Source organism: Streptomyces sp. NPDC042336, assembly GCF_055581985.1.
In genome coordinates, this window is sequence record NZ_JBVJEA010000038.1 from 1 (window position 1) to 20,903 (window position 20,903).

Annotated in this window: 26 protein-coding genes; 2 read left to right on the top strand and 24 right to left on the bottom strand. The window is 69.6% G+C overall.

Going from position 1 to position 20,903, the window contains the following annotated elements:
• Positions 1-106: 106 nt before the first annotated feature.
• The 7 genes from ACZ6IM_RS38965 to ACZ6IM_RS38995 all read right to left on the bottom strand — a co-directional run bounded on the left by ACZ6IM_RS38965 (position 107) and on the right by ACZ6IM_RS38995 (position 6,760).
• The gene (locus ACZ6IM_RS38965) at positions 107-292 is read right to left on the bottom strand and encodes a hypothetical protein (protein ID WP_078582024.1); all 186 of its coding nucleotides are present in this window, start codon (positions 290-292) and stop codon (positions 107-109) included.
• 160 nt (positions 293-452) lie between these two features.
• A complete protein-coding gene (locus ACZ6IM_RS38970; RefSeq protein WP_052836409.1) occupies positions 453-1,421 on the bottom strand; it encodes an alpha/beta fold hydrolase in 969 nt (322 codons plus the stop codon).
• Positions 1,418-1,906 carry a phage holin family protein gene (locus ACZ6IM_RS38975; RefSeq protein ID WP_003975371.1) on the bottom strand — a complete coding sequence of 163 codons (489 nt, stop codon included), beginning with the start codon at positions 1,904-1,906 and terminating at the stop codon, positions 1,418-1,420. The genes ACZ6IM_RS38970 and ACZ6IM_RS38975 overlap by 4 nt, the downstream gene beginning before the upstream one ends.
• 64 nt (positions 1,907-1,970) lie before the next feature.
• Complete coding sequence (gene nhaA, locus ACZ6IM_RS38980) at positions 1,971-3,395, bottom strand: Na+/H+ antiporter NhaA (protein WP_469563604.1); 1,425 nt, start codon at positions 3,393-3,395, stop codon at positions 1,971-1,973.
• A gap of 177 nt (positions 3,396-3,572) precedes the next feature.
• On the bottom strand, positions 3,573-5,537 hold the full coding sequence (gene acs, locus ACZ6IM_RS38985) for an acetate--CoA ligase (RefSeq protein ID WP_469563607.1): 1,965 nt from the start codon (positions 5,535-5,537) through the stop codon (positions 3,573-3,575).
• A 348-nt stretch (positions 5,538-5,885) separates the two neighbouring features.
• Entirely contained in the window at positions 5,886-6,347 is a 462-nt protein-coding gene (locus tag ACZ6IM_RS38990; RefSeq protein ID WP_469563609.1) for a hypothetical protein, read from the bottom strand.
• Positions 6,344-6,760: an ATP-binding protein gene (locus tag ACZ6IM_RS38995; protein WP_469563758.1), complete on the bottom strand. Its 417-nt coding sequence runs from the start codon at positions 6,758-6,760 to the stop codon at positions 6,344-6,346. Before ACZ6IM_RS38995 ends, ACZ6IM_RS38990 begins: the two co-directional genes overlap by 4 nt.
• Positions 6,761-7,022: 262 nt before the next feature.
• Here ACZ6IM_RS38995 and ACZ6IM_RS39000 point away from each other — a divergent pair, with 262 nt between their 5' ends.
• Both ACZ6IM_RS39000 and ACZ6IM_RS39005 read left to right on the top strand, forming a co-directional pair.
• Positions 7,023-7,889, top strand: coding sequence for a helix-turn-helix domain-containing protein (locus tag ACZ6IM_RS39000; protein WP_469563612.1), 867 nt, complete (start codon positions 7,023-7,025; stop codon positions 7,887-7,889).
• Complete coding sequence (locus ACZ6IM_RS39005) at positions 7,876-8,085, top strand: DUF397 domain-containing protein (protein ID WP_469563615.1); 210 nt, start codon at positions 7,876-7,878, stop codon at positions 8,083-8,085. Before ACZ6IM_RS39000 ends, ACZ6IM_RS39005 begins: the two co-directional genes overlap by 14 nt.
• Before the next feature lie 61 nt (positions 8,086-8,146).
• Here ACZ6IM_RS39005 and ACZ6IM_RS39010 read toward each other — a convergent pair whose 3' ends face one another.
• The 17 genes from ACZ6IM_RS39010 to ACZ6IM_RS39090 all read right to left on the bottom strand — a co-directional run bounded on the left by ACZ6IM_RS39010 (position 8,147) and on the right by ACZ6IM_RS39090 (position 20,903).
• The gene (locus ACZ6IM_RS39010) at positions 8,147-8,485 is read right to left on the bottom strand and encodes a hypothetical protein (protein WP_469563617.1); all 339 of its coding nucleotides are present in this window, start codon (positions 8,483-8,485) and stop codon (positions 8,147-8,149) included.
• A complete protein-coding gene (locus ACZ6IM_RS39015; protein ID WP_469563620.1) occupies positions 8,482-8,721 on the bottom strand; it encodes a hypothetical protein in 240 nt (79 codons plus the stop codon). The genes ACZ6IM_RS39010 and ACZ6IM_RS39015 overlap by 4 nt, the downstream gene beginning before the upstream one ends.
• Before the next feature lie 115 nt (positions 8,722-8,836).
• Positions 8,837-9,913: a peptidoglycan-binding protein gene (locus ACZ6IM_RS39020; RefSeq protein WP_469563623.1), complete on the bottom strand. Its 1,077-nt coding sequence runs from the start codon at positions 9,911-9,913 to the stop codon at positions 8,837-8,839.
• Positions 9,914-9,984: 71 nt separating this feature from the next.
• Entirely contained in the window at positions 9,985-11,838 is a 1,854-nt protein-coding gene (locus tag ACZ6IM_RS39025) for a hypothetical protein (protein WP_469563624.1), read from the bottom strand.
• Between the two features lie 15 nt (positions 11,839-11,853).
• Positions 11,854-12,576 carry a hypothetical protein gene (locus tag ACZ6IM_RS39030; RefSeq protein WP_469563627.1) on the bottom strand — a complete coding sequence of 241 codons (723 nt, stop codon included), beginning with the start codon at positions 12,574-12,576 and terminating at the stop codon, positions 11,854-11,856.
• Entirely contained in the window at positions 12,576-13,676 is a 1,101-nt protein-coding gene (locus ACZ6IM_RS39035; RefSeq protein WP_469563760.1) for a hypothetical protein, read from the bottom strand. Before ACZ6IM_RS39035 ends, ACZ6IM_RS39030 begins: the two co-directional genes overlap by 1 nt.
• A gap of 15 nt (positions 13,677-13,691) precedes the next feature.
• Entirely contained in the window at positions 13,692-14,693 is a 1,002-nt protein-coding gene (locus ACZ6IM_RS39040) for a hypothetical protein (RefSeq protein WP_469563629.1), read from the bottom strand.
• Positions 14,694-14,705: 12 nt separating this feature from the next.
• Positions 14,706-15,641 carry a phage distal tail protein gene (locus ACZ6IM_RS39045; protein ID WP_469563632.1) on the bottom strand — a complete coding sequence of 312 codons (936 nt, stop codon included), beginning with the start codon at positions 15,639-15,641 and terminating at the stop codon, positions 14,706-14,708.
• Between the two features lie 6 nt (positions 15,642-15,647).
• Positions 15,648-17,915, bottom strand: a complete 2,268-nt coding sequence (locus tag ACZ6IM_RS39050) for a phage tail tape measure protein (protein ID WP_469563634.1) — start codon at positions 17,913-17,915, stop codon at positions 15,648-15,650.
• A 39-nt stretch (positions 17,916-17,954) separates the two neighbouring features.
• A complete protein-coding gene (locus ACZ6IM_RS39055; RefSeq protein WP_469563637.1) occupies positions 17,955-18,092 on the bottom strand; it encodes a hypothetical protein in 138 nt (45 codons plus the stop codon).
• A 71-nt stretch (positions 18,093-18,163) separates the two neighbouring features.
• Positions 18,164-18,646, bottom strand: coding sequence for a hypothetical protein (locus ACZ6IM_RS39060; RefSeq protein WP_469563639.1), 483 nt, complete (start codon positions 18,644-18,646; stop codon positions 18,164-18,166).
• Positions 18,643-19,116 carry a phage tail tube protein gene (locus ACZ6IM_RS39065; protein ID WP_469563642.1) on the bottom strand — a complete coding sequence of 158 codons (474 nt, stop codon included), beginning with the start codon at positions 19,114-19,116 and terminating at the stop codon, positions 18,643-18,645. The genes ACZ6IM_RS39060 and ACZ6IM_RS39065 overlap by 4 nt, the downstream gene beginning before the upstream one ends.
• 12 nt (positions 19,117-19,128) lie before the next feature.
• The gene (locus ACZ6IM_RS39070) at positions 19,129-19,542 is read right to left on the bottom strand and encodes a minor capsid protein (RefSeq protein ID WP_469563645.1); all 414 of its coding nucleotides are present in this window, start codon (positions 19,540-19,542) and stop codon (positions 19,129-19,131) included.
• A complete protein-coding gene (locus ACZ6IM_RS39075) occupies positions 19,535-19,885 on the bottom strand; it encodes a hypothetical protein (RefSeq protein WP_469563647.1) in 351 nt (116 codons plus the stop codon). The genes ACZ6IM_RS39070 and ACZ6IM_RS39075 overlap by 8 nt, the downstream gene beginning before the upstream one ends.
• Positions 19,882-20,205: a hypothetical protein gene (locus ACZ6IM_RS39080; RefSeq protein ID WP_469563650.1), complete on the bottom strand. Its 324-nt coding sequence runs from the start codon at positions 20,203-20,205 to the stop codon at positions 19,882-19,884. The genes ACZ6IM_RS39075 and ACZ6IM_RS39080 overlap by 4 nt, the downstream gene beginning before the upstream one ends.
• Entirely contained in the window at positions 20,202-20,591 is a 390-nt protein-coding gene (locus ACZ6IM_RS39085; RefSeq protein WP_469563653.1) for a hypothetical protein, read from the bottom strand. Before ACZ6IM_RS39085 ends, ACZ6IM_RS39080 begins: the two co-directional genes overlap by 4 nt.
• A gap of 3 nt (positions 20,592-20,594) precedes the next feature.
• Positions 20,595-20,903: a hypothetical protein gene (locus ACZ6IM_RS39090; RefSeq protein ID WP_469563656.1), complete on the bottom strand. Its 309-nt coding sequence runs from the start codon at positions 20,901-20,903 to the stop codon at positions 20,595-20,597.

The following is a 20,903-nucleotide window of genomic DNA, read 5'->3' on the forward strand; positions in this document are numbered from 1 at the left end:
CCACTGGCTGCACTGGTACAACTACCACCGACCCCACACCGGCATCGCAGGCCAAACCCCCGCCAGCCGCGTCACCAACCTCCCCGAACAACACAGGCGGTGTGTCTCAGGTCCGCGGATGGCGCAGGCGTACGGAGACCCAGCGGGCCCGGCGGCGCAGAATGCGCGGAATGCCCACTCGAAGGTCCGCACCCGCGAGTTGCGGGGTGCCGCCGCGTCGGTGGGTGCTGCTCACGCCGCTCGTGGAGCGGCCGTCGCGTGCTACGTCACTGTAGTCGTGCGTCCAGCCCATAACCGGACGTGTGCCCCCGCCTCATGGTCGATAACCGTGCCCGGAGCCCTCAATTGGCCTATGCGCCGGGCAAGTGGCCGTTCATAGGACAAGCGTTCCGGTTCGGATACCGGGCGCGTCCGTTCGGTCACCGATCGCTCACCGATCGCTCACCGAACGGTCACCGATCGGGTTCCGGGTCCTTGAGCCAGTTGATCAGTTCGGTCGAGAACGCGACCGGGTCCTCTTCGTGCGGGAAGTGCCCGAGCCCGTCGAACAGCCGCCAGCGGTACGGCGCTTCGACGTACTCCCCCGACCCTGCGGCGCTCCGCGTCCGCATCACGGGGTCGAGGGAACCGTGCAGGTGCAGGGTCGGCACGCGCACCGGCCGCTTCATCCGGCGGTAGAACTGGACGCCGTCCGGACGGGCCAGGGACCGCACCAGCCAGCGGTACGGCTCGACCGAGCAGTGCGCCGTGGAGGGGATGCACATGGCGCGGCGGTACGCCGTCACCGCCTCGTCCTCCAGCAGTCGCGGTCCGGACCAGTCGTGGAGCAGCCGGCCTACCAGCGCGCCGTCGTCCGCGGTCAGTTGACGCTCCGGCACCCAGGGGCGCTGGAAGCCCCAGATGTACGAACCCGCCCGGCTCTGGCGGACGTCCCCGAGCATGGCCGAGCGCCAGCGCCGGGGGTGCGGCATCGAGGACACCGCGAGCCGCCGGACGAGCTTGGGCCGCATCGCGGCGGCCGTCCAGGCCAGGTAGCCGCCGAGGTCGTGACCGACCAGCGCGGCGTCCGGCTCGCCGAGGGAGCGGATCACGCCGGTGATGTCGAGGGCGAGGCCCGCGGGATCGTAGCCGCGCGGGGTGCGGTCGCTGCCGCCGACACCGCGCAGGTCCATGGCGACCGCGCGGAAACCGGCGTCGGCGAGCGCCACCAGCTGGTGCCGCCAGGTCCACCAGAACTGCGGGAAGCCGTGCAGCAGCAGCACCAGCGGCCCGTCACCCAGCTCGGCGATGTGGAAGCGGGCGCCGTTGGCCGCGACGTCCCGGTGGGTCACCTCGGGCCCGCCGGGGATGCCGAGGCGTACGACCGACGTGGGGTGCTGCGCCGAGGAGAAGTGCCCCGAAGGGGTGGTGGAGCCCGTCATGAGGACGAGCGTGCCACAGCCTCGATCGCTTCGGGGGACCGGTCCGCGGGCAGTTCCGGGCGCGGGTGCGGCTTGGCGTTCTGGAGCACGCCCGCGGACTGCTTCACCGAGGCGGCGACCTTCTGCGGGCCGCGGCCCTTCTTGGCCTTCTTCGCGAAGACGATGCCGATCAGCGCGAGGAGACCCGCGACCAGCACGTTCGCGGCGAAGGACAGCAGGAAGCAGACGGCCATGTTCCAGCCGCTCCAGGTCCGGATCCCGTAGGCCAGCGCGAAGCTCAGCATCGGCAGCGAGAAGAGCAGGAGCAGGCCCGCGGCGGAGAACGCGCCACCGCTCGTCGCCCCACGCTTGACGTCCTGCTTCAGCTGCGCCTTCGCCAGCGCGATTTCGTCGTGCACGAGCGCCGACATTTCGGTGGTCGCCGAGGCGAACAGCTGGCCGATGCTGCGTTCGGTGCCGACCGGGCTGCCGTCGGGTGCGCTCATCGCGGTCTCCCTCTCCTGCTGGCTCATCTGAGTACGGTTCCGTCTTTTGTACCGTCTCGTCAGATCATGCCGGACGGTCGTCCTCATCGCCTGCCCCGCCCGCCACTTCGGCAAGCCGCGCCGACTCCATCTCCTCGGCGATCCGGCGGTGCTCGGCGGCCTTCCTCTCGTAGACGGCGGCCACCCGCAGGTGGTATGCGGGGTCGTCCTCCTCGTAGACGTCCGGTACACCACTGAGGTCGTCGTCGCGCTCCTCCTCCGCGACCATCCCCCGGTACTTCGCGTTCCGTACCTTCAGCAGTACCGTCGCCAATGCCGCCGCGACGAGCGAACCGGTCAGTACGGCGGCCTTGACCTCGTCGGTCATCGCCTGGTCGCCCTCGAAGGCCAGCTCGCCGATGAGCAGCGAGACGGTGAACCCGATGCCGGCCAGGGTCGCCACCGCGAACACGTCCGCCCACTGGAGGTCGTCGCTGAGCGAGGCCCTGGTGAAGCGCGAGGTCAGCCAGGTGCCGAAGAAGATGCCCAGCGTCTTGCCGACGACGAGGCCGAGCACGACGCCGAGGGTCTCGGGCTTGGTGAACACGTCCGCCAGTGCCCCGCCGGAGATGGCCACCCCCGCGCTGAACAGCGCGAACAGCGGAACGGCCAGACCCGCCGACAGCGGGCGCACCAGGTGCTCGATGCGCTCGCCGGGTGAGTGGTCCTCGCCCTCGCGCCGGTGGCAGCGCAGCATCAGGCCCATCGCGACGCCGGCGATGGTGGCGTGGACGCCGCTGTTGTACATCAGGGCCCAGATCACCAGGCCGAGCGGGACGTACACGTACCAGCCGCGTACGCCCTTGCGCAGCAGCAGCCAGAAGACGACGAGGCCGACGACCGCGCCGCCGAGCGCGGCGAAGTTCAGGGAGTCGGTGAAGAAGACCGCGATGATCAGGATGGCGAACAGGTCGTCGACGACGGCGAGCGTCAGCAGGAAGGCGCGCAGGGCGCTCGGCAGCGAGGTGCCGATGACGGCGAGCACGGCGAGCGCGAAGGCGATGTCGGTGGCCGTCGGCACGGCCCAGCCGGCCAGGGAGCCGCCGCCCGCGGTGTTGGTGACGGTGTAGACGACGGCCGGTACGACCATGCCGCACAGCGCCGCCACCACCGGGAGGGCGGCGGCCTTGGGGTCCTTCAGGTCACCGGCGACGAGTTCGCGTTTGAGTTCGATGCCGGCGACGAAGAAGAAGATCGCCAGGAGTCCGTCGGCGGCCCAGTGCGCGACCGACAGGTTCAGACCGAGCGCCGCGGGACCGAAGTGGAAGTGGCCGACGCTCTCGTAGCTGTCGTGCAGCGCCGGTATGTTCGCCCACACCAGGGCGGCGATCGCGGCCACGAGCAGCAGGACGCCGCCGACGGTCTCGGTGCGCAGCGCGTCCGCGAGGTAGGTGCGCTCCGGGAGGGACAGCCTTCCGAAGGCCTTGCGGGGGGTGCGGGGCGCGGTCACGGGGAGAACCTCCGGTGGGTGGGCAGCACGGAACACATGCCGACCAGACTTCCCGGCGCACCATGAGGATCTTGATGATTCTCTTACGTCCCGTCCAGCTTACCCGTGCCCCGGGCGCCGCACAGGGCGAGGGCACCCGGCGCGCGTACGGCGCCGGGTGCCCTCGGTGTCCGTGGCTCAGTCCTCGCTGGGCGCCGCCGGGAGTTTGGTCTGGATGAGGTCCATGACCGTGGAGTCCGTCAGGGTGGTGACGTCTCCGAGCTGGCGGTTCTCGGCTACGTCGCGCAGGAGGCGGCGCATGATCTTGCCGGAGCGGGTCTTGGGGAGTTCGGCGACGGGGAGGATGCGCTTGGGTTTGGCGATGGGGCCGAGGGTGGCGCCGACGTGGTTGCGCAGCTCGGTGACCAGGTCGTCGGTCTCGGAGGCGGTGCCGCGCAGGATGACGAAGGCGACGATGGCCTGGCCGGTGGTCTCGTCGGCCGCGCCGACGACGGCCGCTTCGGCGACCGAGGAGTGGGAGACGAGGGCGGATTCGACTTCGGTGGTGGAGATGTTGTGGCCGGAGACGAGCATGACGTCGTCGACGCGGCCGAGCAGCCAGATGTCGCCGTCGTCGTCCTTCTTGGCGCCGTCGCCCGCGAAGTACTTGCCCTCGAAGCGCGACCAGTACGTGTCGATGAAGCGCTGGTCGTCGCCCCAGATGGTGCGGAGCATGGAGGGCCACGGCTCGGTGAGGACGAGGTAGCCGCCCCCGCCGTTGGGTACCTCGTTGGCTTCGTCGTCGACGACGGTGGCGGAGATGCCGGGCAGCGGGCGCTGGGCGGAGCCGGGCTTGGCGTGGGTGACGCCGGGCAGCGGGCTGATCATCATCGAGCCGGTCTCGGTCTGCCACCAGGTGTCGACGACGGGGGTGGTGTCGGCGCCGATGTTCTTGCGGTACCAGATCCACGCCTCGGGGTTGATCGGCTCGCCCACCGAGCCGAGGACGCGCAGGGAGGACAGGTCGAACTTCGCGGGGATGTCGTCGCCCCACTTCATGAACGTCCGGATCGCGGTCGGCGCCGTGTACAGGATCGTCACGCCGTATTTCTGCACGATCTCCCAGAACCGGCCCTGGTGCGGGGTGTCCGGGGTGCCCTCGTACATGACCTGCGTCGCGCCGTTGGCGAGCGGGCCGTAGACGATGTACGAGTGTCCGGTGACCCAGCCGACGTCGGCGGTGCACCAGAAGACGTCGGTCTCCGGCTTGAGGTCGAAGACGGCCCAGTGGGTGTACGCCGTCTGCGTGAGGTAGCCGCCGGAGGTGTGCAGGATGCCCTTGGGCTTGCCCGTCGTGCCGGACGTGTACAGGATGAACAGCGGGTGCTCGGCGTCGAACGCCTCCGGCGTGTGCTCCGGGGACTGCCGGTCTACGGTCTCGTGCCACCACTTGTCGCGGGTGTCGTCCCAGGCGACGTCCTGGCCGGTGCGGCGGACGACGAGGACGTGCTCGACCGTCCCGGCCCGCTCGGCGGCCTCGTCGACGGCGGGTTTGAGTGCGGACGGCTTGCCGCGCCGGTAGCCGCCGTCGGCGGTGATGACGACGCGGGCGTCGGCGTCCTGGATGCGGGTGGCCAGCGCGTCTGAGGAGAAGCCGCCGAAGACCACCGAGTGGGCGGCGCCGATGCGGGCGCAGGCCAGCATCGCGATCGCGGTCTCGGGGATCATCGGCATGTAGACCGCGACCCGGTCACCCTTGCGCACGCCCAGTTCCAGCAGGGCGTTGGCGGCTTTGGAGACCTCGTCCTTGAGCTGGGCGTAGGTCAGGGCACGGCTGTCGCCGGGCTCGCCCTCGAAGTGGATGGCGACCCGGTCGCCGTGGCCGGCCTCCACGTGCCGGTCGACACAGTTGTAGGCGACGTTCAGCGTGCCGTCCTTGAACCACTTGGCGAACGGCGGGTTCGACCAGTCCAGGGTCTCGGTCGGCTCCTGCGCCCAGGTCAGCCGGCGGGCCTGCTCGGCCCAGAAGCCGAGCCTGTCAGCCTTGGCCCGTTCGTACGCCTCCGCCGTGACGTTGGCGTTCGCGGCCAGGTCGGCGGGGGGTGCGAACCTGCGTTCTTCCTTGAGCAAGTTGGAGAGGGAAGGACTTTCGTTCGTTGTCATCTGTGCACCGTCCCGCGTGGTTTAGACCATTTCACTACTCGGCCGATTCTCTGGCGCTCACCAGGGTCGGTCAACCCCTTCCCTGATCCTGGCACCCGCTCACATACAGGTCACGCACGACGACCCCCAGGGGTTCACACCCCCAGGGGTCGCGCTACCCGGCGTAATCGACTCGCAACCGACCGCCGGGCAGTTCAGTGGAGCATGCACGCAGTTCCGTGCTCAAGGATACTGAAGTGTCGAACGTGTGTACGAAAAATGAGGGAGCGGCCCGCCCTCGACGGGGGCGCGAGGACGGGCCGCGGAGAAGCTACCGGCACGGCCGGCGTAGAGCGCGCCGGTAGCAGGTCACACGTGATAGGTCGTGCCCCAGTGCATCGCGCGGCGCTTGAAGGCGTCGCGTACGAACTCGCTCAACTCGGGCTGGCGGAGGCCGGCGGGGCGTGGGTCGAGCATCAGCAGGATGCGCACGGGGCCGCCATCCTGGACCAGCTTCCGCCACTCCTCGCCGACGGGGAGCGCCATCCGGTAGTCGTCGCGGCCGTAGTCGAGGAACGGCGTACCGCGCCGCATCTTCACCCGGTGTCCGATGTACGGCGGCTGAGCTTCACACGGTCCGAGGCGCATTGCCGTGGCGATGGCGTGCATGCCGTTGCTGATGCTCTCGTAGCTCTCCGTCGCGAACATGGGCGGGACGTGGTAGGCGAGCACCTGAGCCACGGCGAAGCCGTCCCCCCGGTGTACGCCTGTCGCGAGCTGGATGCCTGCCGCGAACGTCGGCCCCGGTACCGTCTTCAGCGAGCTGCTCACCGCGCCACCTCTGCCCATACAGCCTTGCCGAACGGTCGCTCTGTGACGTCCCAGCGCTCGGCGAGCAGGTCGACGATGTGCAGGCCCCGGCCGCGGGCGCGTTCGTCGGACTCGGTCCTCACGAGGGGCCGCTTGCGGCGCGTGTCGTGGACCTCGACGCGGATGCAGTCGACTGCGGGCGCCACGACGACCAGCACGGAGTCGCCCGGCTCGCCCCCGTATCTGTACGCGTTCGTGACCAGCTCGGACGCGATGAGGCAGACGTCATCGACCTGATCCCCGCTCAGAGGCGGGTCGACCGTTCGCAGTACGGCCCGCACATATCCGCGAGCCTTCCGCGGAGTCTCGGGGTCGGACGGGAACACGGCCTGCGACGGGGGGCCCGTCGGCGGCTGGCAGCAGTTCGGTAACACGCCCGCTCGCATGTGAACCATGCAAACTCCCTCGCCATGGGTGCCAGTCAACGCGGGATTTCGTAACGCGCTACGTCGGCACGGCAACGTTTCGTTACGACAGGGTGCTCTCTCTCACCTCCTATGTGCAACCCTCGCAGAGATGAAATGAGAATTTGCATATGCCGCTGAGAGTGGCTGGATGGAAGGGGGGCGGCAGGTGACATCACCCGCGGGCAAGCGGCAGACTGTCAGCGACAGGTCAGACCCGGGAGGGGGGTTCGTGAGCACACCGACGGTGCGCCGGCGCAGGCTCGGCGTGAAACTCCGCGCGCTCCGCGACTCACTCGGCCTGACTCTCGAAGAGGTCGCCGAGAAGTCAAACGGCGCCATCACGGTTGCCAAGTTGTCGCGACTGGAGACGGCGCGAACTGCGGCGAAGGCACCGGACGTTGAGCTACTGCTCGACCTGTACGGCGAAGATGATGCCGAGCTGCGTACGGCCCTGCTGGCACTCACCCGCGAGGGCGCGCGGCGCGGCTGGTGGCAGTCCTACCGGGGCGTCCTGTCGCCTGCCTATGAGGACCTGATCAGCCTGGAAGCCGAAGCGACGTCGGTGCGCACGTGGCAGATAGGCGTAATCCCGGGCCTGCTTCAGACAGGCGAGTACGCGCGTGAGCTGATGACCTCAATCGGCATGTCAGACGCGGTAGAAGAGAAGGTAGACGCGCTGGTCGAGGTCCGCCTTGCACGGCAGTCCGTACTCACCCGCGAGGCTCCGCTGAACCTGTGGGCGATCATCGCCGAGGGGGCGTTGCGCACACGGTGTGCCGGCACGGGCGTCATGCGCGACCAGCTCGGGCGCCTGCTCGACCGCGGCCGGCGGCCGAACGTGACGATCCAGGTGTTGCCGTCCGACTCCCCGCCCCACGTCGGGCAGATGGGTTCATACTCGGTCCTCGGCTTCGAGGACTTCGCGGGCCTCGACGTCGTACACGTCGAGAGCCTGACCGCTGCTCTGTACGTCGAGGATGGCGAGCAGGTCGGCGTGTACCGGGACGCATTCGAGCGACTCCGCGCGGCGGCGCTGTCCGTCGAGCAGTCCGCAGAACGCATCGAACAGATAAGGGATGAACATGGCCCACGTTGAAGACTCGTCGACTCTCCCCGTGACCTGGTGGAAGTCGTCGGCGAGCGGCACGCAGTCTGACTGCGTTGAGTGCGGCGTCGTCGACGGGCAGACGATCGCGGTGCGGGACAGTAAGGCGCCGACGGGTCCGGCCGTGCTGCTTTCGCGGGCGAGCCTGGCCGGTCTGGTGGCTGGTATCAAGGGCGGCGCTCTGTAGCCCTTGGGAACGCAAGAACGCCCCCCGCGCGGCCGTTGTGGCCGTACGGGGGGCGTTGTGGTCAGTGCGAGGCTTGCCAGAGGGACACGGCGAGGCCGATCACGGCAACCAGGGCAGTGACGGACGGAAGCGGCCACCGGGCCCGTTCGAGGGCGGCGAGTCGTTCCGTGTCGCGCTTCTGCCGCTCGGTGTCTCCGCGTTCGAGGACGTCGAGTCGGGTGTCATGGGCGTCGAGGCGTGCCGCGTGGTCCTTGATCTGGGCATCGGTCTGGTCGTGCCTCTGCACGAGTAGGGCGAGGGCGCCATCGGTGCGGGTGAACCCCACCTCGATCGTGCGGCGTATGCGCTCCAGTTCGAGGGCGACCGCGGCCGGGTCCGACGGCGGCGGGTTGGTGGTCACTGGTCGGCGCCTCCGGGGCCGTCGTCGACCAGGCCGAGGCCGAACCGGTCGAGCAGCCGCTCGACGGACGGCAGGGCCATGATGCGGGCGAAGCCACCCGCGGCGGCGAGACCGGCCGCGATCCACGGAGTGGACTCGGGAATGCCGGACGCGTCGACGATGCCGGGCAGGGCGACGGCACCGCCGACGGCGGTCTGAAGCACCGTGCGGATGGTGCGCTTGTTCTCGGGGGACATGAGGGGCTCCGATCTCGGGGGAGGGTGCCCGGCGCGGTGCGAAACCTCGAGTTTTGTCGTCACTGTGACGCGAATGCTCGAGTGTCGACCGCGGCCGGGCAAGGGGTGGGGTGGATCAGGCGAACAGGCGGCGCCACGTCTCCGGGCCCGGGTAGCCATCCGCATCGGCGCCGGTCCAGCCCTGCGCGCGCTGGAACGCCTCGACGTTCTGGCGGTCGGCCTCGCTCCAGCTCGGGCCGGGACCGCTGCGGTAGTGGTCGCCGTAGCCCTTGGCGACCAGGGCGCGGCCGAGTCGGGTCACGCAGACGTTGCTCGCCCCGGGCCCGAACTTGTCGCGGCCGGGGAACGGCGGCGGCGTCTTCGTAGGCGTCTTGCTGGGCAGGGTGCCGAGCAGCTTCCGGAGCGACGACTCGCCGGGGATGCCGTCGGCGTCCTGGTGCGGCGCGGTGCCCTCGAACCCCATGCTTCGCTGGTAGTCCGAGTAGTTCTTGGTGTCGGCGTCGGTCCACCGGGGCCCGGGGCCGGACGTGTAGTGCTTGCCGAACCCCTTCTTCACCAGGGCGCGGCCGACGGCGGTCACGTGGTCGCCGTACGCTCCGTACCCGTACGCCAGGCCGCCGATGGTGACCTGGTAGCGGGCGACGCTCCCGCCCGGGATGGTGCTCCCGCCGGGGTTCGGCGCGGCCTCGTAGCCCTTGGCGGGCATGCCGGCCTTGACCCACGCGTACAGCGCGGTCCCGGGGCACTGGGTGGCGATGCCGTCCTTGTGGCCCTTCTTCGCGAGGGTCCGGCCGGTCTTCCGGCATGCCTCGTCGTACAGGGCGCGGCAGGCGGCGAGGGCTGCCTCGCTCGGCTCCTGGTCGCCACCGATGGCGATCTGTACGCCGAAACCGGAGATGTTGTGGCCGGGGCAGTGCGCGCCCTGGCGGTCCCACCCGCGGCCCTCGAAGATCTCCCCGGCCTGCGAGACAACGAACGAGTAGCCGATGCCCGCCCATCCGTTGCCGACGTGTTCGGCCTCGATGGCGCGGGGGATGGCGTAGCCGGTCCTCGTGATGTGGTGCGCTCCGTCGTAGTGGACGAAGAACTCGTCCCGCTGCGCCAGGGCGACGTGCGCGGGGCCGCTGCTGCTCGGGTCACGGTCCCACGGGGTGGCGCCCCACGCGGCGCGGCTGATGATCTTGACGGACATGGGCGGGTCTCCAGACATGAGAAAACGCCCGGCGCGGTGCGCTCGGGCGTGGGTCGGGTGGTGCGGGCGGCTCAGACGATGGCGGCCCAATAACAGGTGGTCGTCTCGGCGAAGCTCGCGGCGGTGAGCCCGCCCGCGGCCGGGAGGGACGTAAGCGAGGTGGACGACGTTTGCAGCCACCGATGCACGCCACTCATCGACACTCCGACGGCCCCGGACGTCGTCTCCTTCGTCGCAGTGCCTACCGGAGTCCAGTTGGTTGCGCCGAAGAACGGGCTCGCCGTGGTCGCACCCTTTACGAGGATGGCGACGTAGTAGAAACCCGCAGCGAGGCTCACGGACGGGACCGTGATGCGCGCGATCTGCCCGCCGACGTTGTGCACCTCGGGGAGCTGTGACCGTGCGTCGGCCGAGCGGGACAGGGGCGCGAACGACTTGTCGTAGATACCGAAGTAGGCGCCGGTCAACGTCGAGTTGGGCTTGTCGTATCCCATGACGTGAACGGCGATCTGCGTGACGGTCTTCGCCGTGCGCAGTGGCACGCCGACCAGGTACAGGCGTCCGGCCTGCGACGGCATGTCACCCGGCGTGGGGGAGTTGGCGTGCAGGTCGTACGCCCAGCCGCTCAGACCGAAGTCGGACGGCAGCCACACCCCCGGTGGCGGCGCGGTCGGCTGCGCGTCCCCCACCGTGATCGTCGTCCCGTCGCCCTGAAGGATCTTGAGCTTCCCGCTCTCGGCGTAGGCCACCACGCCACTGCCGGGCGTGCCTGTGGGCACGGCAGCCGCGTTCTGGAAGCCGAGTACGTACGTGCCGCCACCGAACGGGGTCAGGGTTGAGCCGACGCCCATGTTGTACGCGGTGTTGGCCATCCCGTTGCTGTACCAACTGCCAGACGACAGCACCGCGAACCGTTTGTCGTCCGTAGCGTTGCCGTAGACGTTCAACGGCGCGTTGGCGCCGTTGCCCTTGAAGGCGGCGAACACGTTTTCTGTGGTGCCGACTCGGGCGAGGGCGTCCACGTCGGCCGAGTTGAGCAGCACATCGGCGGCTGACTTGCCGTTGACGGATTGCACGACGCCGGGGGCGCCCTGGTCGCCCTTGACGCCCTGTGGCCCTTGTGGGCCCTGTGGGCCCATGATGCTGCCCTTGCTCTCCCACCCCGAAGCGCCGCGCTGATACACGGTGCCGACGTCGGTGCGTAGCAGCATGTCCCCTATGGGGACGGTGGCGGACGGTGTGCCGGGGCCGGACGCGACGTACCAAGCAGCGCCCTTCACGTCCCCGCCGACTCGCGCCCAGGCGCCGCCCGACTTGGACCAGAGGTTGACCACGGTATTGGTCACGCCCAAGTTGGTCGCTGTCGTGTACTGCGTGTACACGTCTCCGTCGGCGCCGAGTCCGGCGGCCGGCGCGGTGGTGCCGGTGTAGACCTGCGAGCCCCGGACGCCGGTCGCACCCTGCGGCCCCTGCGCGCCGATCAGCGACGCGAGCCACTGCGAGACCGTGCCGACGAAACCGGCCTTGACAGCGACCTCGTACGCGGAGTCGCCACGCACGGCCACATACGTCGGGGTGGTCGGGTCGGTCGGCGCGATATCGGCGATATCGACCGCCGGCGTCTCAGCGGGCAGCAGCACGTTATAGACGCGGTTCATGGGCACGCCGGCGAGCTGCTCGGCGACGGAGTACGACCAGCCGGAAGGGTTCATGCCGGGCGCGTCGGTCGCCGGTAGCTCCACCTCGAATGCGCCGGTTGCGTCGAGCGGCACGCTGACGGGGCCGCCGAGGATGACGTCATAGTCGGGGAAGGTGATCAACCCCGGGGCTCGGAAGATCACTTGTCCGCTCAGCGGCTGGCCTTCGTCGTTGAGGGACAGGTATCGGCCGGTCACGGTGACGGTCGGGATGCCGTCGGGAAGCATGGCGCTCCTTCCTGGTCAGGCTGCCGAGCCGACGCCGTACAGGGCGTGCGGGGCAACGTAGACGGTCCCGGTCCCGGAGATCCGGCGGGCCTCAATCCGGATATCGACTTCCTTGCCGAACTCGTAGCTGGGGATCGAGGCAACGCCCTGCATGGCGGGGTCCCCTGATCCGCTGGTGGCGACCGGGGTGCCGTCCACGGTGATACGCGACTGGCCTTCGGTCCCGCTGCTCTCCAGCGCGGTCAGGTAGTAGCGCAACCGCGGGTGCTGCGTGGATGCTCGGATGCGGGCGATCTCTTCCCATGCCGTGCTGGTCGTCTTCGGCCAGAGGTTGTAGTCCGACGGGATCGGCGTCCCGTACGGAATCCACGGCCGGTAGAGCCCCTCCGTGGTCACGTCCTCGGTGAGCAGGTCGTTTCCGTGGGCGTCCTTGATCCGGAAGGCTTGCGCCTCGTCGGTGCGGACGCCGTTCCAGATGCTCAGTGCCTCACTGCCGTCACGGCGACGGAGCCGGATACCGAACTCTTTCCCGCCGGTCGTCGTGTCCAGATCGCCAATGAGCATGGACGTGATGCCGTCCGGCGACCGGACGATGAGCTGTCCGCCCTCGCCGATCTGTACGTCCCCATTGAGTACCTGGTTCAGGGCGGGCCGCATCTGCGCGCGGCCGGTGAGCTGGCGAACTTGCCGCTCCAGCGAGGTGAGCCGGTCGAGGACGTCTTGCGGGACGAACGGCACTACGGAACCTCCAGGTACAGGCGCGCGGTCTCGGGCCGGCCGCGTTCGGGTGGACTGACGGACATGCCGACGACGCGGTAACGGGCGTCGAGCCGGTCGGCGCCGGGGTGCCACAGGTCGCTGATGCGGAGCCGGACCGTGGCGCCGAGCAGCGCCGGGGTGATCTGCCCGCCAAGCAGTACCTCGACCTCGGGAATGACGACCGGGTTTCGGGCGGCGGCAGCATCAGCGCGGGCGTGCGCGTCGAGGGTCCCCTGTTGCGTGACCGTGGTGTAGTCGCTGGTCCCGTCGAGGCGTGGCCAGCCTGCGGCCACGTCGGCGTCGTCCACGACCAGTGCGGACGTGAGCGGGAAGCTGTCAGCAGCCTGGTTGCTGTTGACCGTCGCGCCCCTCGACTGCCACGCGTTCGCCTTCCGCGTGGCGTCGGTCGGCCATGTGTAGGACAGGACCGGTCCCGGATGGTCCAGGACGATATCGGCAGCACCGGTGACGATCTTCGGATAGCCGAAGCGCATGCGCTTGACGCGCCGCCCGTCCGTGTCCCGGAAGCTGGCTATGCGCCACTCAAAACCGCCCTCGACCGCGGCGAGGTCGTCGAGGAGGTCGCCCACGGCCGGCAGGTCGTACCGCAGGTACGTGCGGTCGCGGAGGACGCCGGACACGTGCGTGTCGTAGGTGATGCCGATATCGCCGCCCGGCGTGTTCTGCACGTAGTCGACCAGGCTCCGTGCGATATCGAGCTGGTCGACCTGCTCGGCCACCTGCGTGTCGTACAGAAGTCGGTGGTACAGGTAGGACTCCCAGCCGCCCGCCTGTATCTGCGTGGTGAGCATGCCGCGTTGATCGCTGGCGAGGCTGAGCGTCCATAGGATGCCGCCCCACCACAGATCACGGCCCCGCTCGACCCACACGGCCGTGCGCCCGGGGACCAGGGCTTTGCGTGCCCGGTCGGCCAGCGCTCGGTTCGGGATCGGCACGGTGCCCGACAGGCGGCCCGTCTTGCCGATGTAGTCGTCAAGGCTCACCCCGGACATCGGCAGAGCGTCAATCAGCTGGTCAGAGCGCAGGTCACAGAGCAATACGCGGTATGCAGGCGCCAGCACGCGGGACCCCCTCTACTGCACGTAGGTCTGAGAGATACGCAGGTTGGCGCCCGTGCCGATCGACGTACTCGGCGCCCACGACCGGAGCGTGACCGTGCGGTTCGGGCTCATGTAGGCGGCGCCGAAGCCGTAGCCGTCGGATGCGGTCGCCTCGAAGCCCCACCCCGGTTGCCAGCCGTCCGGCAGGCTGCCCACCAACGTGTCGTTGAGGTTCGGCTCGGCAGGCAGGGCCGCGCCGGTCCGCCGTACCTCGATCGAGGTCGTCACGGTTTGGCCGTCGCCGGACCGCCGCGCGTCGAAGGTAACCAGCGCCCAGCCGGACGCCACTGCGAAACCGGTCGTGACCTTGGTGACCGGTGCGGGCGGGGGACGGTACAACTCCCACTGTGAGTCGGCCGCCGACCACCGGTACAGGGTGCCGTCGAAGTCGGCGTACTGGCCGTCGTAGGCGCCGGCGTCGGAAGCGACACCGCGCGGCACGATGCCGCCGTGAGCGGACGTGTACCGGCGCCGGTCGGTGAGCGCCGCGCCCCAGTCGATACCGCCGACACCGGCCGACGTGCCCGCGGGTATGGCCACGTCCCACAGGCGCAGGCACCCGGCGGGCAGCAGCGGCGGGGACGGTTCGGCGTCGGCATCGCCCGTGATCCGCTCGACCTGTGCGAGGGTCTGCCCCTCCGTGTCGTACAGGCCGTCATAGACCCGTGCCACCACGGAATCGATCCGGGTGAACTGGGCCGCGCCGTCTTCAAACGACACGGTTACGGGGGCGTCGAGGCACACGGGGTAGGCGCCCTGGGCGTCAGTACCCTGCACCACCGCGCGGCCTGCTCCGATCTGAAGCGTCATGGGGCCCGCGCCGGTTGCGGCGAACGGATTGCCGCCGGCGAGCACGCCGGACCGGGTTCGTAGCTCCGACTCGGGCGTGTACGTGCCCAGCGGGGACAACCGGGTGTCCTCGCGGGTCTGGCCCGGCTCGGAAGCGCCGCCGGGCAGCAGCCATGCACTACGCACGGGGTGTTCTCCTTACCAGTAGGCCGACCGCCACCGGACCGTCACGGACGCGGCGGGATCGGTCGAGCCGGGAGCGGCCCGGAAGATCAGGGGAGTGGTGGCCGGCGCAACGACGTCGCCGACCAGCTCGCCGGGGGCGAGCGTGAACGTCTGCTCGGGAACCGACCGCGCCGTGACCGTGCCGAGCCGTGACGTGGTGCCGTTGAGCGTCACCGTGCCCGCGCTGGTATCGACCGTGAGGACGTCGTCAGCAGCCAAGGGGAGGTCGTATTCGAGTACCTCGCCCGTGCCCGTCTTCGTGAGCGACGGACGTTCCACCGGCCCGCGGAACTCGACGATGGGATGCGTTGGTGCGTCCCCCGTGTTCGTCGCCGACAGGGCGCCCGTACTGCCTGGCGTGCCGAATTCCAGCGGCCAGGCCAGCCGTTCCGGCCCGGGGTCGGTCTGCCAGTCGAGCCCCGGCTCAGGCATCGGCAGCCGCGCTGTGGCGGACTGCTCGGCGAGCGCGTACCGGCGTGGGTCGCTCGCTTCCCACTGCACCGCGCCGTCCTGGATCGAGCCGAGCCGGTAGCCCAGCGTCGTCGGCACCGCCCGGCGGATCGCACGGGCGTAGGAGAGCAGCGGCCCGCGGTCGTCGAGCCACACAACGAGTGGCCGTTCATCCTCGACGATGGCCGTGCCCGCGTTGAGGGCGCCGACCACCGCGCCGATCCGGTCGCGGGGCGCCCGCACCATCAGCCCTTCGAGACCGATGGTGCGGGCCTGTGCGAGCAGCCGCCCAGGGAAGGAGCCGTGCGCGTCGGACCGCGCCACGGTCCCGGAGTCGAGCGGCGGGAGATCCTCCCAGCCGGTGAGGGTCTTCCACCGGTACGGGGTGCCCGGACCGAGGAGGAGCGCCCCGTATTGGACGTGCCCCGGCCGGGTCACCCGGTCACCAGCAGCGGCCACCGCGCATCACCCCCGCCCCTTCGCGAGCCACTCCAGAGCGCGCGCATTGTCATCCGGCGAACCGTGCTCGGCGGCGTTCCAGTTCTCGATGTGCACCAGGGCGCCGCCCGTCGACTGAGCCGCGAACGGCGACCCGTACGCGCCGGCCGCGCCCACGCCCGCCGGGGCGAGAGCAGGCAGAGACGGAGCAGGGACGAGCGACGTCATGGCCGCACGGACCGCGCCGTAGCCGCCCTTGATCCCTTCGACCACGCCAGCGGGAATCCATCGGCCGATTTGGTCACGCATCACCTTCGATGGTGAGTTGATACCGAGCGCCTTGGCGATCGGACCCGGAATCATGTTCTTCGCGAACGAAATGAGCTGCGATTTCAGCCACGAGCCCATGCCCTTTACGCCGCTCAGCAGACCGCGAACGAGATCCTGACCCTTGCTGTAGAGCAGGCCCGAAAGGGAACCGATCGCCCCCGAAATCTTGCCCGGCAAACCTTGCGCATAAGAGAGCAGCGAAAGAACCTTCTGCGCGGTCGCGTCGCGGAATCGCTGCCAGGCGCGGCCAGCCCACGAGTAGAGCAGTCCGCCGAGCCCCGAGATTGCGCCTGCGATCTTGCCCGGGAGCGCAGCGGACCACGCCACCAATTCGAGCGTCTTCTGAACGGCGTAGTCCTTTGCGTCACCGAAGAACTTGCCGATCATTCCCGGTATTGCTCCGAGGAAAGACACGGCCTCAAGGATTCCATCCTTGGCCGACGTCAGCTTTCCGACGACCCAATCCCACGCAAGCAGCGTGTACTTTTTGACGTCGTCCCAATAGGCGATGATCAGGATGACCAGACCAGCAATGGTGAGGCCAATCCAGCCGATCGGGCCGAGAGCAACGACCCACGCTTGCGCCATCTGCAACCCGGTCCACAGCGCCTTAGAGCCAAGCAAGACCAGCGCGGGAACGACCACGGCGGTTATCACGGCAGCGAACAACTTGAGTTCTTCTTTGTGACTGACCAGGAATCCGGCGAACTGCATGAATGCCGGAATGACGGTGGTGCCGAGAAAGTCGACCAGTCCTTGCATGGCCTGACGTTTGAACGCCTCGACCTGCGCGCCCGCGTTGTCGCGCAGGCTGTTGCCCATCTCCGTCGCCTTGCCGCCAACCTGGCCGAGTGCCTCGGTAGCTGACGATGGGTCGAGGGCGTAAAGAGCTTTCTGCGCGTCCTCGGCCTTTGTCCCGAAGAGGGCGACGGCGATAGCCTGCCGATCGCTTTCGCTGCCCACACTGCGCAGGCCGTCAAATACCTTGTCGAGTGCAGCCTTGGCTTCCGGGCCGCCCTTGGTGAAAGCCTCCTGCATCTCCTTGCCGGAAAGGCCGATTTTGGAGAAAGCGGCGTCGACTTCCTTACCGCCGCCCTGCGTGATCAGAACGAATTCCTTCAGGGCGTCCGCGACAATGTCTGTGTCGCGCGCGCCTGCCTGCAAGCCCTGCGAGAGTAGACCCGTAGCGTCAGTGGCACTGATGCCCATCTGACGAAATACGGTGGAGTATTCGTTAAACGTGTCCGCTATGTCATCGGCACGCGGACCCATCTTTTGCAGCCCGGCCGTAAGCGTGTCAATCGCTTCCGTGCCATTCTTCGCCAGGCCAGTCTTAATCATCTGGCCGACGGCATTCGCGGTCTGGCCAAGGTCCAGCTCGAAAGTGCTCGCAAGGTCAGAAACGCCCGTAGCGAGTGTTTTCAGCTGGGCTTCGGTCGCGTCGGGCGGGGCAATGCCCGCACGCATCACAGCCGAAATCGTGTCGGCTGCGGCCTGGAAATCCGTAGTGACCGCGTCCGCGTACAGCTCGCCCGCAAGGTGGCCGTACTTCTCGGCCTCGGCCGGGGTGGCGCCAAGCTGCGCCCCCAGGCGGCCGGTGATCTGGCCCTGTTCGAGGGCCTGCGTCATGCCGGCCGCGAGCAGGGCGCCCGCGGCCAGACCAGCGCCCGCGAGTCCGGCCTTGAGGCTGTCGCCGAGCCGGGAAGCGATGCTGTCGCCTGCGGCGTCGGCGCCCTCGCCGCCCGCGTCGGCCACGGTGGACGCGAGACCTTCGCCCGCGTCCTGGCCGGCCGCGACGAATCGGCCGCGTAGATCCCTCAGGCGGCCGTCGGCGCCGCTTACGACGCCATCGCCGATGGCCTGCCCGGAGCTTCGGGCGTCGCCCTCGGCCGCGGCGAGACCGGACCGCATCGCGGAGTCGTCGACGTCGAGGACGGCGAGCAGCTCGCCCACGGTGAGCGCCACGCCGGATCACCTCCTCAGGTGTCCGGCGCGCGGCCGGTGTTACTCGGTGGGGATGCCCGTGATGCGGGCGATCTCGTCGGGGTCGTCGACGCGGCGCGGTGTCGCCTGCCACGCCCGCGGGAAACGGGCCTGGTCGGACAGGTCGCCGATCAGGGTCAGGAAACGGCGCGTCGACATACGGGCGAGCTGATCGGCGGCGACCTGGTGCTCACGGGAGAGGTCACCCTCGACGGCCCGCCAGTGGCGGATTACCGCTTGCCAGAACTCCGACGCTTCCCGTTCTTCTTGCGCCTCGCCGCTCGGTTCGGCGCCGGCGCTTTTCCCCCCGCGGCCTTGTCGGCCTCCTGCCTGTCGTGCAGCTCGGCCGCGCCCGCCATGGTGAGGGAGCCGGGTGACCGGACGTTGGCGGCGGCGTACACCAGCACGATGCGGAACTGGCGGTCGGTCATGCCGCCTTCGGCCCACTCGTCGAGGGCGTCGCGGCCGAACAGCGGGGCGAGCATCTTCCGCACGTCGTCGACGTCCGCGCTGTTCTGAAGCCGCTCCATACCGACCGTGAACATGAGCGGGAGGGAGTCGGGGAGCAGGTACCGGCGCCCGCACACGGTGAGCGTCTGGCGCTCGCGCGTGCCGGTGTCGACCTCCTCGCGGAAGAACGCATCGAAGTCGGCGGCCTGGTCGGCGCCGGTCCCGGCCTGGTCGTCGTCGTAGTCGTCGCTGTACTCGCTCACGGGGCGACCACATCCGCCACGGTCGGGGCGCCGCAACGGGTGAACGTGGCGGACCAGGTCGTCTTCTCGTTGGTTGCGCCACCCGCCTCGCCGGGCGTGACCGTCGCGTCCCAGATGGCCCATTTGGTCTGCGACTTGTGCCGGTACCGGATGCGGTTCTGGGACTCGCTTCCGAGCAGGTTCGCCCACACGGTGTCGATGTACGCCTGGCCCGGGTCCTGCGCGGACGTCGTCTTGTCGATGCGGTACTGACCTTCGACGCTGAGCGTGGCGCCGCGCTGCATGACGTCCTGCGAGTACTGGCCTTCCGAGTCGAACGCGGTCGTGTCGGCGGTCTCTTCGTTCTCGCCCGGGTTGACGTTGAAGGTGGTCAGACCGAGGACGGGCAACCACGTTTCCGCGGCAGCGTCGGCGTCCTCGACTTCGATGATCCAGCCGCGTGCGTCGATCGGCCGGGAGTTGCCTGCCATGGGCGGGCCTCCTTACGGGGTGGTGGTGGGGGCCGCGTAGTCGATCGCGGCGTTGGTGACGTGCTCGTGGCGGCCGTTGGTGTCCGGGCCGAGCGGAGAGGGGCGCGGCGCGGTGGCCAGCACCAGCCATGTGCCGTCGGGCAGCTCGATCCCGGCGAGGCCGTGCAGGGCGTCACGGATGGCGGCGCAGCGCCGCTCCGACGTGCGCGGGTCACCGTCACCGCGGACGCGGATTTGCAGCCGGGCCGTGTCGGCGTCGTCGCGGGCCTCGGTCGTCGCCGGGCCATACAGGGTGAGGGACACGGCCCGGTCGGGCTTGGCCGGCATGGTGCCGACGAACGTGTCCCCCGTGACGCCGGTCGGGTCGAAGGTGATCAGGTCGAGGGCGTCGAGGTACCGGGCGATCCCGTCGGTGAGATCAGCCACGGAGCGCCCTCCGTACCTGCGCGGCGATCAGGTCGAGGATCACGGCGCCCTCCTCGTCGAGGGGGGCCTCCAAGTACTTGGCGCTTCGGCCGGCGTCGTGCCGGTAGTCGAGTTCCTCGTGCTGCCTGATCGCGTAGGGGGTGTCAAAGGCCACGACGGCGGACACGTCGGCCTCGTCGACGACGGCGACCCCGGAGCGTTCGAGGGTGGCCTCTTCGATCGGTACGCGGTCGCGGGAGACCTGCAACAGGTGCTCGGCGCCGATGCGGAGCCCTCGCAGCTCGCCTGCGCGGGCGGCGCGGTTGACGGCCTGGCCGTTCCAGCGGACTCGGGCGCGGCTCATTCGCAGGTCACCTCCGTTGATTCGGGCAGGCCGAGACCTGGCGCAGTGTGCGGGGCGACCGCGATCACGGTCGTCACGCGTCCGTCGGGCAGGGTGATGCGGGACTCGGGCGGGCACTGGGCGGCGAGGTCCGGCTCGGCGTAGACCGTGGCTGTGCTGGTGACCTCGCGGCCCTCGCGGTTGCGGACGACGCGGATACGGGCGTCGACCAGGGCGCGCACGTCGGGGATGGGTGGGCCGTACGTCTTGCCGTACCCGCTGTCGCCCGCGTAGGGCTCGATCGTGACCCGGTGCCGCAGCAGCCATCGGGGGAGCCTCACCAGATCACTCCCGGGAGCAACCCGGCCCGGCGTAGGGCGCGGTGGGCGCGCGGCCCTATGTCGACCTCGTGAGGGTCGCCCGCAGCGTCCCGGCGGTCGCTGAGCGAGACAGGGCCGAGTGAGACGGAACCCCATCGGCCGGCCGCGCCGCTGCCGTCGTCGCCGGACTCTTCGCGGTACTCGACCGTCGCGCATGTGGCGTCGGCGAGGGCCTGCACCACGGTCGGATCGGTCGGCATGCCCGCGGCGTCCGTCGCGTACAGCGCGGTCAGTAGCGCGCTGTCGACGTCCTCGGACGCGCGGGCGAGCAGCCGTTCAGCGTCGGCCGGGGCTGGTCGGCCGGTCCACGCCGTGAGCTGCTCCGGGGTGGCGTAGACGCGGCCCATCGGTCACCCCCCGTACTGCTCGATGAGCTGTTCCTTGGTCATGGACTCGTGGTCGCCCGGGTCCTGCCGGTTGGCGTAGGCGACCCATTCGGCCTTGGACGCGGAGCGGGCCGGACGCTCGTTGTCGTCCGGCCCGGTCTCGTCGCTCGGAGGCGGGTGCGGGGGCTCGTCCTCGACCTCGACCGTGTAGCCGTGGCGTCGCGCGTAGGCGATGGCGGCCGGGTCGTCGGTCTCGGCGTGGCCAGCCTCGAAGTGGAGGCCGGCCACGCCCGGCCCGGTGTAGCCCTTCACGGGCGTGATGATCCGGGCCAT